The organism is Methanolobus psychrotolerans, from assembly GCF_002243045.1.
Taxonomy (GTDB): Archaea; Halobacteriota; Methanosarcinia; order Methanosarcinales; family Methanosarcinaceae; genus Methanolobus; species Methanolobus psychrotolerans.
In genome coordinates this window covers 21,126-32,930 of sequence record NZ_MBKP01000020.1, presented here as the reverse complement: position 1 = coordinate 32,930, position 11,805 = coordinate 21,126, and the positions used below count along the sequence as shown (strand labels likewise).

The following is an 11,805-nucleotide window of genomic DNA, read 5'->3' as shown; positions in this document are numbered from 1 at the left end:
AGAGTGGAAAACTGTAAGATTTAATTAAGTATGTGGGGGGGGGGGGTAATTTTATATCTTAAGGTGGGGAATTTTAGACCGACGAAAGTGGGGAAAAGTAAACCGCCGTTGACAGATGGGGAACGATAAATATTTTGGGTTGGAGGGTGGTAGCATATGTCTCAACACCAATCCTATATGTGATAAATGCGGCATCAGGGGATATTGTAGATATAGTATTAAGTAGGAATTAATTTTCAATTCAAAATCTTGTGGGTTTAAGTCATATTTTAAAAAGTACCAGAAGCCTCGAGCGTGATTTGAACACGCGACCTAGTGATTACAAATCACTCGCTCTGCCGGGCTGAGCCATCGAGGCGCTGTGATGCTTATTCCACATCTATTTATGGAAGGTATTCCCTTACATAGCATAATAGGAGATAAATTTTATGGTAGCACATTAGCCGGAGATGTCATATGTGGCGTGAAATATCAAGGATCGGAAAAAAACTTGTTGAAAACGGGCTGGTGGAATCCCACTTTGGGAACATTAGTGTAAGGGTTGGTAACCGTATGCTCATCACACGGAGTGGATGCGCGCTGGACGAGATCACAGAGGATCGTGTTGTAGAAGTGAGTCTGGACGGATCGTGCGCACTTGATATGATCGCATCTTCCGAGACCATTGTCCACAGGGCAATATACAGGAACACTCCGGCACTTGCCATAGTTCATGCGCACTGTCCATTTGCTGTAACGCTTTCCTTGCTGGCCGAAGGTGATAGTATAACTCCTGCTGACAGTGAAGGGCAGTATTTCCTGGGGGAAGTGCCTATTGTAAAAGGTGGCATCGGTTCTGATGAACTTGCGCAGAACCTTGCGACATCCCTTGCATCACACAAGGCATCTATTATCTATAGTCACGGCACTTTTGCCATTGGTAAGATTCTCGATGAGGCATATGTGCTGACAACTCAGGTTGAGCATTCATGTAAGATAAAATACTGGTATGACCTTGCAAAAAAAAGTAGTTAGATGTTTTTCCCGGAAAACGTTAAATCATAAAAATGCTCATTTGGTACAATATTCATGACATTCAATGCTTTAAGACCCGTAGCATCAAAAGTACTTGAGCCCCTGGCAAAGATTACCGCAGATGCAGGCATCTCACCAAATGCTATTTCAATGCTCTCACTTTTGTTTGCAGCATTTGCAGGCTTTCTTTACTACTACTCAGCCTTTGATCCGCTTCTTGTGCTGGTAGCCGGGCTGCTGGTTGCGTTCAATTCTCTGCTTGATGCAGTGGATGGTCTGATGGCGCGCTATCTCAACGTAGCCAGTGCAAGGGGTGACTTCCTTGACCATGTCATAGACCGTTATTCTGATGTATTCATAATTTGTGGCATCTTCTTTGGCGGGTACGTGGATTGGCAGATAGGCGTTGTAACTATAGTAGGTGTGCTGCTCACAAGTTATCTTGGTACACAGGCGCAGGCACTTCATCTTGGGAGATATTATGGTGGTATCATCGGAAGGGCTGACAGACTGGTGCTTATCATGCTTTCTTCAGTGGTCTATTTTGTTTATCCTTCTGAACTATACGGTTTCTCATCTCTTGGCTGGATGATCATAGTCATCGGAGCAGGTAGCCACATAACTGCTTTCCAGCGCATAGTGCATATATGGAAACAGCTCAAATGACGTATCTCATAATGACCTTGAGGAGCTAATTTAATTATACCAAGGTCAATTAAGGTTCATGTCATCTTATATGGGCAAAGACTTTGAGTATCTGGAACACACAGCAGATGCCAAATTCAGGGCTTACGGAAAAAGCCTTGGTGAAGCTTTCGAAAACGCTGCCCTTGCCATGCTCAATGTCATGGTCGATACAGGTTCAGTGAAGAACACTTTGTCGGTGAATATTAAACTGGCTGCCAATGATATCGATAGTCTTCTCTTTGACTGGCTTTCAGAGATACTTTTTGTTTTTGAGGTTGATGAAATGGTATTTGGCCGCATAAAGGTCAATGAGCTTAATGTTAGTGATGAAGAATGCTCTATATATGCAACCTTGTTTGGGGAAACCATCGACCATTCGGTCCATGTGTTTGATACTGAAGTAAAAGCGGCCACATACAACGACATGATAATAGAACAGAGGGATGAAGGCTGGATGATACAGGCAACTGTGGATACCTGAATATCGTTGCATACCAGTTTTATCAGTTTCTTATTATCAATGTATTCATAAGATTAGCGCATATAGTCTTCATATCACATTTTACAGGACAAATATGGCAAGAGGAATAATTATGTCAGAGGCAAATGTAAATTCAGTTTATGATATTCTTACAAAGATCAATGATAACACATGGGAGTTGCCCGGAAACTTTAAACCTGGTATGAATGTCCCCGGGAGAATATTTGTATCAAAGACCCTTCTTGATATTCTTGAAAAAGAAACTCTCGACCAGGTTGCAAACGTAGCTTCTCTTCCGGGCATACAGAAATATTCCATGGCAATGCCTGATGCTCATCTGGGTTATGGTTTCCCTATTGGGGGGGTTGCGGCCTTTGATAAGGATAAAGGAGTAATAAGCCCCGGGGGGGTTGGTTTTGATATCAACTGTGGAGTGCGCCTCATACGCTCCAATCTGTCCGAGGGGGATGTCCGTCCGAAACTTCCAGAATTGTTGGATGCCTTGTTTGAAGCCATACCTTCCGGTGTTGGCTCAAAGAGTCGTATAAGGGTCAATGATAAAGAACTCGATGATATTTTTATACATGGCGTGCGCTGGGCTGTTGTAAACGGATATGGTGTAGAGGCAGACGTAAGTCATTGTGAGAGCAACGGTACAATGCCTGGTGCTGATCCTTCAAAGGTTAGTATAAAGGCCCGCAAAAGGGGAAGGCCACAGCTTGGGACCCTTGGAAGCGGCAATCATTTCCTTGAGGTGCAGTATGTTGATAAGGTGTATGATGAGGAAGCAGCCAGGGCATTTGGTCTTAAGGAAGGCCAGGTTACTTTTATGATTCATTGTGGTTCCCGTGGGGCAGGCCACCAGATATGTACGGACCATCTGCAGGTCCTAGCCCAGGCTTCGAAGAAGTATAAGATAACCCTTCCAGATAAGCAGCTTGCATGTGCTCCTGCTGAGTCTGAGGAAGCACAGGACTATTTCAAGGCAATGATATGTGCGGCAAACTATGCATGGGTCAACCGTCAGGTGATAATGCACTGGTCACGTGAAGTGTTTGACCGTTTCTTTAAAGATGAATTTGGTGACCTTGGTCTTGACCTTGTTTATGATGTTGCTCATAACGTTGCAAAACTTGAGAAACACACCATAGATGGTGAACAGAAAGAGGTCTACGTTCACAGAAAAGGTGCCACACGTGCATTTCCGGCAGGTCATCCGGAAGTCCCTGAAGATTATCGCAGTATAGGACAACCTGTCATCATCCCCGGAAGCATGGGCACAGCCTCCTATATCCTGAAAGGATGCCCTGCAGCAATGGACATCACATTTGGCAGTGCCTGTCATGGTGCAGGAAGGGTCATGAGCCGCAAGAGTGCAAAGCACGAGTTGAGTGGTGAAGAGATTCAGAAAGAGTTAAAGTCACAGGGGATCATTGTAAGGGCAACCCAGCCTTCACTTATCGCCGAGGAGGCCCCAGAGGTATACAAATCCAGCAGTGATGTTGTTGATGTTGTACACAACCTTGGTATTGCCACAAAAGTTGCACGTGTCCTTCCAATGGGGGTAGTCAAAGGTTAATTTTGTTTATTCTGGCTACCTTTTTTTATGTTTTAAATTATAAATTAAACGTAACTATTCAGCCTGATAGAATCACCATCAATAACCGTTGTGATAAAAAGTTGATACGTGAATTTCTTACGCTACATTTATTTTAATTGTACCACTTGCTTTCGTTTTGCATTTCAAATTAATTTAGGACTAAACTTCTCAATTTTAACCGAATCAGCATCAATAGGCTGATATGGATAGGCTGAATAGTTACAATTAAACAAATAATAGGGTTCCAACTAACATAAAATCCAAAAAACAGTTTTACTCAAATAATTGAGCAACGAGGAAACAGGAACATGTTTGAGGGGATGAATGGTTTTGCTTGGTTACAGTTACTATACCTTTGAATACAGTTACAAGCAGTTGTTCCTGTTTCCTCAACTTATAATTAGTCATTATTATATATAAATCTGTTTGACATTATTTATATACCTCATCATATTAACTCTCTATCATAAAGGCCAGCAGTTCGTATCAACCATCTTAATTAACCGCTATCAATTTAATACTTATACTTTATTTAGCATCTATGAGCAATGCTGATAAAAATCTCAAAAAAGTAAGAATAATGGCCGATATCCAGTTCGGAAAAGGTTGTGGAGAAGTTCTTTTTCCTGATGGTGTTACTTTCCAGCTTTCCAAAACCAAGCGCATCAGACAGGTCCTGTATAATGGGAAGCATATGGCAACCATTCGTGCCAAGGATGGTATGCTGACTTTGAGTATCGATGGTGCTGTTGCCTTACACGGGATGCTTGAAAAACCTGCCTCAAGGGTTGTCATTTGTGAAGATGCAGTACCTTTTGTATCAAAAGGTAAGACTACTTTTGCCAAACACGTGGTAGATGTGGACCCTGACCTCCGTGCAGGTGATGAAGTGATAGTTGTTGACGCTTCAGATGAAATCCTGGCAACTGGTCAGTTACTGTTATCTCCTCATGAGGCCATTCGTATGGGCAGGGGTCCTGCGGTTGATGTCAGGCGAGGGATAGCACAATCCTAGAATAACTATTTATAAATCTATATCTATTAAATACGATGAAAATAAAGTCATAGTAATGCCTTTGATACAGTTTATCCCCTACCGGAGAGTGAAAGCATAGAAGAGGAGATTTTTAAGACATTTGTAATTCCAGATAATACAAGGATGGAAGAACATACAATAGTCGTAGATGGGGATGTCATTGCTGGCAATCACTCCGAGATAAGATATGGTATCATTGCACATTCAATAATATTGGGTGAGAGGGTTGTCTTTTCTGGAGATCTGACCTCTACCAATGATGCCAGGATAGATATCTGGTCACAGATAGGCGGGAATGTTAAAACAGATAAGAATGCCTATATAGGTGAATTTGTCACAATTGATGGAAAATTAGTGGTAAAAGGTGACCTTGATATTGGCAATGATGTAAAGATAAACGGTGGATTTGAGGCTAAAGGGTGGATAGTTGTAAGGAATCCAATCCCGGTCATAGTTTATCTTTTCCTTTACATAAGTGAGCTCTTAAGGCTTGGAAAGGACGAGGAAGTTGAAAAGGCATTAAGTGAATTATTTGAGGATGATGTAGAGTCCATCGGACTTAATTCAATGATAATTCCAAATGGCTCCAAAATATCAATGGATTCTATGAAGGTCCCATCAAATGCTATCATTGGAAGCAAGTGCAGGCTTGTTGGCAACATACGCGCCACTTCCCTTGAAATGGCAAACGGAACCACACTTTATGGAAGCATACGTACCATCCAGGATGTAAAACTTGGAACAGACAATGTAATTCATGGAAATATCATCTCAAGGGGCAATGTGTACATTGCTGCCGGAACGCATGTTCTGGGCGAGATAAATTCCCAGTCGGTAAAGATCCATGAGACTGCCCGTGTGGATGGCGTAATGCGCGCGCCAGCTGGTATTGTCTTTGAGCGCGATGAAGATGCTGCTTTAAGTGACAATGAGTTGATGGAACTGGATATTTAATTTAGTGACAGTAATAGTAGTTATATATCGGGTAAACACACAATAATGAGGGGATGGTTATGAATTCAATTGGAATTTTCAATTTCATAGACCTTGCAGTTCGTCTGTGCATAGTTATTTTATCTTTGCTGACATCTTATCTTCTTCTCAAGATAGATCCGGATGTCATTCGCTCGCGAATTTATGTGGCCTTTAAGAATCTCAAAAAGTATTTTGTTTTCCTTACATTTGGTTTCGTTCTTTATCTTTTTGAGGCATTCATTACAGTAAATTCAATTACCGGAAGTACACAGCACGATGCACTAAAAGGTACAATGCTTTCGATTTTCCAGCTTTCAATGCTGCTTTTCCTTTATCATCTCTATGTAGCGATAAGGGTTCCTGACAGACGGATCCTTTAAAGTGATCTTTAACCTCCCAGGAGGTTTTACATCACTTTTGTTTTTTGTTTTTCATTGTATCGATAGTCAGATTTAAAACAGGTTCTAATATTATAATGAAAAGGTGTTAATTTGGAACAGGATTATATTTCATCTTCATCAGATTCACAATCAATATTCAGTAAAGATTCAAAATATGTTATGCAGACATATGGCCGCCAGCCAATAGTCATCGCCAGTGGGAAAGGTTCTGTTATCTGTGATATTGAAGGACGGGAATATGTTGACTGTGTTGCCGGCATTGCAGTGAACAATGTAGGGCACTGTCACCCACGTCTTGTAGAGGCAATAAAGGAGCAGGCAGAAAAGCTGATCCATGTTTCTAATCTGTACTACACTGAGCCGCAGGCAAAGCTTGCTGAGCAACTGGTAGATATAACAGGAATGGACCGTGTCTTCTTCTGTAACTCGGGCACTGAGGCAGTGGAAGCTGCAATGAAACTTGCAAGGGTCACTACTAAAAAGACTAATTTTATAGCTGTGGAGCACTCCTTCCACGGGCGCACAATGGGTGCCCTGAGTCTGACATATAAGGATATGTATCGTGCTCCTTTCAAGCCTCTTGTGCAGGAAGAGATGTTTGTTCCATTCAATGATGCACAGGCAATTTCAGATGCCATAACTTCGAACACAGCAGCAGTGATAGTTGAACCAATCCAGGGCGAAGGTGGCATAAATATACCATCGGAAGCTTACATGAAGGAAGTTCGCAAGATATGTGATGAGACTGAGACTCTCCTGATCTTTGATGAGGTACAGACGGGTTTTGGCAGGACCGGAACCTGGTTCTGTAAAGAGCATTTCGGTGTTGAACCTGATATCATGACAATGGCCAAGGCAATGGGCGGTGGATTCCCGATGGGAGCTATCGCTGCACGTGAAGGAATCTCTTTTGGTCGTGGCGAGCATGCCGCAACCTTTGGAGGCAATCCTCTGGCCTGCGCAGCTGCTTTTGCATCTATTGAGATCATACGTGAGGAAAATCTCCTTCAGCGTTCAAAGGAAATGGGTGAATACTTCCAGAATGAACTGAAGAAGCTTTCCACAGATGGTCTTGTTGAAGTCCGTGGAAAAGGTATGATGATAGGTGTTCAGTTCAACCGCAAATGCGCAGATCTTGTAGACTACGGCCGCAGGAACGGTGTTCTCCTGAACTGTACCTCAGAAACAGTCCTGCGTATTGCACCACCTCTGGTAATCACAAAAGAGCAGATCGATACGGTGGTGAACGTGCTTGAGCAGGCCTGAGCTTGTCAAGGAAGTTGTTGCTTCCATTGCTGAATATGTTCCGGGAAGATCAATTGAAGAAATTGCACAAAAATACGGTTTCAACCCGTCTGAAATAATCAAGCTGGGTTCAAATGAGAATGTACTTGGTCCGTCACCCAAGGCGATTGAAGCTCTTGTATCAACCGCTTCCAGAGTGAATATCTATCCTTCAGCAGATGCTTCGGAACTGGTGGATGCAATATCTGCCTATACAGGTCTTCCAGCAGAGAATATCTGTGCTTCAGGTCCGGGTATGGATGGACTTCTGGATAATCTTATGAGATTGCTCATAATTCCGGGGGATGAGGTAGTATTGCCCACTCCTACATTCTCTTATTATGAGATCGCAGCAAGAGCAAATGGTGCGGTTGCTGTTCATGTGGCTCCCGGTAACGAGCTTGCATTTGATGTGAATGTAATAAAGGCTGCCATTTCTGAAAGAACAAAAGTTGTCTTCCTTTGTTCCCCGAATAATCCGACTGGCAAACTGATGGATGAGGTGGATGTGCGTGACATTCTGGGGTCTACAAAAGGACTTGTATTCGTGGATGAGGCGTATGTTGAGTTTGCAGATAGCAATCTATCTCACCTGGTGATGGAATATGATAATCTTATAATAGGAAGGACTTTTTCAAAAGTATTCGGGTTGGCAGGACTGAGAATAGGGTATGGGCTTATGCCTTCATGGTTAAAAGTCCGGTACATGAAAATAGCAACTCCTTTCAATGTAAGTTATCCTGCTGTTATGGCGGGGGTAGCAGCTCTTTCCGACAAGGCATATCTAGAAGAAAGTATCTCATTTACCCGGGAAGGACGTGTTTTCCTTACGGAGAATATCCCATATAAGGTATTTGATTCACAGGCAAATTTTGTACTTGTGGACGTTGCACCACAGCTTGCTATGGATGTGGCAGAGTCTCTCCTTCGGAAAGGTATTATTGTCAGGGACTGCAGGTCATTTAAGAATGCGGGCAATTCCCTTATTCGCGTAACAGTCGGTACACAGGAACAAAATAAAAAAGTAGTTGCAGCCTTCAAAGAAGCAAAGGCCTGCAGTGTTTAATAGATATTTTCTATTTTCATAAGTGGATAGTCGAGTTTGGTGTCAAATGCCAGGCTAACCTCCACTGTTGCACTTTTAAAGCTGGCTCTGATCCTGACGTCCAGCATACGGCCTTCAAGTTCACAGTAACCATACTCTCTGTTCAGCTTTGAGCGTATCATATCCCTGTTAATGGAAACTTTGATCTGTTCAACACATGGCTGGACTGAAATGCTTTGCTGTATTGCTTTCTCAAGGCTATCCACAGTTTTAAGATTGACAGGTGAACCTGTGAACTGATGATAAAGCGCACCAAGTTTTATTCCGGCTTCGAAAAGTACATTGTCCCTGTCTGTTATTGCTTCTTTTTGCTGCACGATTTCCCTCATGTGGTCTTCTTTATAATAGGTGATACCATGTAGATCATCATAAGTCCTGATAACAAAGATGCCATTATATGTGTGTAGCTGATGTCTATGCTATATGAAATGATTGTCGCCGCAAAGATCAATGTGAGAGGTATGAGTATCTTCTGATTTCTGACTTTAAGGTATGTTATATTGCTTATCATGAGGATTCCCAGTATCAAGGCTATGGAAGTCATTATTCTGACATCAAAGAATCGTTCCCCCATAAGCAGGTATGAAGATATGGCAATCCCTCCTGCAGTAATGGGCAACCCGCTGAATGAATTCTTTCCCTGATGCATTGTATTGAATCTGGCAAGCCTGAGGATTCCGCAAACAAAGTAAAGAAATAATGCAGGAAGGATGTATCTGTTTTCTGCAAAGGAATATGTAATTATGACGGGTGCAACACCAAAAGATATCACGTCGGCAAGTGAGTCCAGATTTCCTCCGATTTCGCTGGATGAGAATTTTCTGGCAATATGTCCGTCAAGACCGTCGGCAACTGCAGCGACAAGTATGAGCAATGGTGCAAGATAGGTGAAACCATTCAATATCAAAAGGATTGCTGTTACTCCGCATAATGCATTGAGGAGGGTGACATAATCAGGCAATTTCAATGTATGGAATATCTGGTTCACTTCCTTTATCGTATTCTGGCGATTACCGTTTCGCCGGCAAGCACACGATCTCCTTTTTGAGCTATTATTTTAAAGTTTTCGGGGATTGTCACATCAACTCTGGATCCAAAACGGATCATTCCAAATCGCTGCCCTTGTGCCATATGCTCTCCCTCCCTTACATAGGACACGATTCTTCGGGTTACCGTTCCCGCAATTTGTATAACTTCTACGATTCCGTGTTTGGTTTCTATAAGGGTGTGGCTTCTTTCATTACGGCATGAATCTTTACAGAAAGCCGGGATATACCCTCCCTTTTTGTGTTCTATTGTACGGACCTTACCGGTGATAGGTGCTCTGTTGACATGAACATTCTGGAAGTTCATAAATATACATATCTTCCTGTCCCTTATGTCAACGATCTTCCCGTCTGCTGGTGAGAGCATATAATCTTCATGTTCTTTAATTTCTCTTTCAGGGTCCCTGAAAAAGAATAAGAAAAACACTGTTATGCAAATAGCCAGTAATGCAAGTTTTCCCGTGTATGGGATGTTGTATATGAGGTATGCAAGAAGACTTGTCACACCTACAGTGATGGATGTAAATATCCAGGGAAAAGAACCTTTTGCAAGCATTTATTGGTTTCCTGCTTCTTTATAGAATAGCTTCTGAATGAACCTGGTTACCAAAAGCCAGATCCCTTCTATCAGGTCTACTAGTTCGGGCAATATGCGCATGACTACATATGCAATGATGAACAATGACACGCCTGACCCTATTTTTGCAATGGTATGGTGGGCAATATCAAAGCTATTTGGGCCAAACCACTGATATCCATAAGCCATTATCACAAATACATCCCTTATTATATTTAAGATATATATCACCGGAACGGATGCTATGAATGCTGCAGCCAGTCTTTTGAAAGGTGCATTTACAGATGCAATAAGTCCTATGAACATTGCTATGCTTTCAATAGCCGTGCATGCAAGTATGATCTCTACCTGATAACCGTTAAGAGCTATCTTGTTCCATGCAATCATTTCTGCAGGCTCACCCAGGAAATGCAACATCCATAATACGTTATCAGTTACCTGTGATATTATCCATACATTCAGGAAATCCATTTGTGCAAAGGGGAAATAGAACAGAGAACCAAGTGCTGTTGCACTTGTTGCCATTGATGTAATGTCTGGCTTCGGATTTATTTCATCCTTGTTCTGATATTCTTTTAGCATAGTATGTGCTATAATCAGGCACACTGTTCCTACAACTATAACCAAGGCTACGTTGAAGTAGTCTCCAATCTCTACATAATGAAATGGCTGGTAAAACCAGTGTATGGAAAAGAATCCCCATCCAGTTGAAGACAGCAATTTACGTGCTTTTGCACTTTTGGGGAGTATTGATCCCAACAGCATAAAAGCAACTGCTATCCATAATACATTCTCGATCATTTAAGCACACCTTTAATAGGTATGGCTCCTATATATTTGATATAGTCTATTAAGTTTTTGTTCCGCATGTCCTCCAATACCCCCAAACTCACGGTCGATGCCGTAATCATATTGAACAGGAAAATAGTTCTCATTGAACGAAAAAACCCACCGTTTCAAGAGAAGTTTGCGCTGCCCGGTGGTTTTGTAGATATTGGTGAAACAACTGAAGAAGCGGTTGTACGCGAAGCTCTTGAAGAAACAGGGCTTGCGATAGAAATAGTTAAGTTACTTGGAGTATATTCAGAACCTTCGCGTGATCCCCGCGGGCACACGGTGAGCATAGTCTATCTGGCCATGGGAAAGGGTGTTCCAAGAGCTGATTCGGATGCTAAAGGAGTGCATTTATTTGATCTTCAGGACATACCGGAAATGGCTTTTGACCATAACGAAATTATAGAAAATGCGAGATGTGATATTTATGGAGTTTTGTCCCGAATGTAAAAGTATGATGGTTCCTTCAGGTGGTTCTTTTAAGTGCAGAAAGTGTGGTTATATTAAAGGAAAGCAGGACGCTTCAGAGGCTTTGCTTTCAAAAGCATCCAGAGAAAAGAGGGAAGTTACTGTGCTTGAAGGTAACACTGATCAAGGACTTCCAACAACTGCTGTCCGATGTGAAGAGTGTGGCCATAACGTTGCATACTGGTGGTTGCGCCAGCTAAGGTCTGCAGATGAATCGGAGACACGTTTTTTCAAATGTACGAAATGTGGATGTACCTGGCGTGAGTATGATTAAATCCTCATTGCGTCTGATGTCAT

15 protein-coding genes and 1 tRNA gene are annotated in these 11,805 nt (G+C 42.2%); 11 read left to right on the top strand and 5 right to left on the bottom strand.

What is annotated here, in order from left to right; all coding sequences use genetic code 11:
- Nucleotides 1–284: 284 nt before the first annotated feature.
- Nucleotides 285–358 (bottom strand) — tRNA-Thr (locus tag BB781_RS08530).
- Between the two features lie 98 nt (nucleotides 359–456).
- Between BB781_RS08530 and BB781_RS08525 the strand changes: the two genes are divergently transcribed.
- From BB781_RS08525 to hisC, 9 genes are all read left to right on the top strand, one after another.
- Nucleotides 457–1,014: an aldolase gene (locus BB781_RS08525; protein ID WP_094228077.1), complete on the top strand. Its 558-nt coding sequence runs from the start codon at nucleotides 457–459 to the stop codon at nucleotides 1,012–1,014.
- 54 nt (nucleotides 1,015–1,068) lie between these two features.
- Complete coding sequence (pgsA, locus tag BB781_RS08520; RefSeq protein WP_094228076.1) at nucleotides 1,069–1,680, top strand: archaetidylinositol phosphate synthase; 612 nt, start codon at nucleotides 1,069–1,071, stop codon at nucleotides 1,678–1,680.
- 58 nt (nucleotides 1,681–1,738) lie between these two features.
- Complete coding sequence (locus BB781_RS08515; protein ID WP_094228075.1) at nucleotides 1,739–2,182, top strand: archease; 444 nt, start codon at nucleotides 1,739–1,741, stop codon at nucleotides 2,180–2,182.
- A gap of 112 nt (nucleotides 2,183–2,294) precedes the next feature.
- Nucleotides 2,295–3,761 (top strand): RtcB family protein, encoded by a 1,467-nt coding sequence (locus BB781_RS08510; protein ID WP_094228079.1) that lies wholly within the window; start codon nucleotides 2,295–2,297, stop codon nucleotides 3,759–3,761.
- Between the two features lie 562 nt (nucleotides 3,762–4,323).
- On the top strand, nucleotides 4,324–4,797 hold the full coding sequence (locus tag BB781_RS08505) for a PUA domain-containing protein (protein ID WP_094228074.1): 474 nt from the start codon (nucleotides 4,324–4,326) through the stop codon (nucleotides 4,795–4,797).
- 144 nt (nucleotides 4,798–4,941) lie between these two features.
- Entirely contained in the window at nucleotides 4,942–5,772 is an 831-nt protein-coding gene (locus tag BB781_RS08500; RefSeq protein ID WP_094228073.1) for a polymer-forming cytoskeletal protein, read from the top strand.
- A gap of 59 nt (nucleotides 5,773–5,831) precedes the next feature.
- Nucleotides 5,832–6,173, top strand: coding sequence for a hypothetical protein (locus BB781_RS08495; RefSeq protein WP_094228072.1), 342 nt, complete (start codon nucleotides 5,832–5,834; stop codon nucleotides 6,171–6,173).
- A gap of 180 nt (nucleotides 6,174–6,353) precedes the next feature.
- The gene (locus tag BB781_RS08490; RefSeq protein WP_394335334.1) at nucleotides 6,354–7,460 is read left to right on the top strand and encodes an acetylornithine transaminase; all 1,107 of its coding nucleotides are present in this window, start codon (nucleotides 6,354–6,356) and stop codon (nucleotides 7,458–7,460) included.
- Entirely contained in the window at nucleotides 7,447–8,544 is a 1,098-nt protein-coding gene (gene hisC, locus BB781_RS08485; protein ID WP_094228070.1) for a histidinol-phosphate transaminase, read from the top strand. The genes BB781_RS08490 and hisC overlap by 14 nt, the downstream gene beginning before the upstream one ends.
- On the opposite strand, the gene BB781_RS08480 is transcribed toward hisC, so the two are convergent.
- Genes BB781_RS08480 through artA form a run of 4 tightly spaced genes read right to left on the bottom strand, consistent with a single transcriptional unit; the run spans nucleotide 8,541 to nucleotide 11,007 of the window.
- The gene (locus tag BB781_RS08480; RefSeq protein WP_094228069.1) at nucleotides 8,541–8,912 is read right to left on the bottom strand and encodes a dihydroneopterin aldolase family protein; all 372 of its coding nucleotides are present in this window, start codon (nucleotides 8,910–8,912) and stop codon (nucleotides 8,541–8,543) included. The two genes, hisC and BB781_RS08480, sit on opposite strands and share 4 nt — an antisense overlap.
- The gene (locus BB781_RS08475; RefSeq protein ID WP_394335333.1) at nucleotides 8,909–9,571 is read right to left on the bottom strand and encodes an archaetidylserine synthase; all 663 of its coding nucleotides are present in this window, start codon (nucleotides 9,569–9,571) and stop codon (nucleotides 8,909–8,911) included. Before BB781_RS08475 ends, BB781_RS08480 begins: the two co-directional genes overlap by 4 nt.
- A gap of 5 nt (nucleotides 9,572–9,576) precedes the next feature.
- Complete coding sequence (locus BB781_RS08470) at nucleotides 9,577–10,185, bottom strand: phosphatidylserine decarboxylase (protein ID WP_094228067.1); 609 nt, start codon at nucleotides 10,183–10,185, stop codon at nucleotides 9,577–9,579.
- Complete coding sequence (artA, locus tag BB781_RS08465; protein WP_094228066.1) at nucleotides 10,186–11,007, bottom strand: archaeosortase A; 822 nt, start codon at nucleotides 11,005–11,007, stop codon at nucleotides 10,186–10,188.
- A 66-nt stretch (nucleotides 11,008–11,073) separates the two neighbouring features.
- Between artA and BB781_RS08460 the strand changes: the two genes are divergently transcribed.
- Complete coding sequence (locus BB781_RS08460) at nucleotides 11,074–11,490, top strand: NUDIX domain-containing protein (protein WP_094228065.1); 417 nt, start codon at nucleotides 11,074–11,076, stop codon at nucleotides 11,488–11,490.
- Nucleotides 11,468–11,782 (top strand): transcription factor S, encoded by a 315-nt coding sequence (locus tag BB781_RS08455; RefSeq protein ID WP_094228064.1) that lies wholly within the window; start codon nucleotides 11,468–11,470, stop codon nucleotides 11,780–11,782. Before BB781_RS08460 ends, BB781_RS08455 begins: the two co-directional genes overlap by 23 nt.
- Nucleotides 11,783–11,805 lie beyond the last annotated feature (23 nt).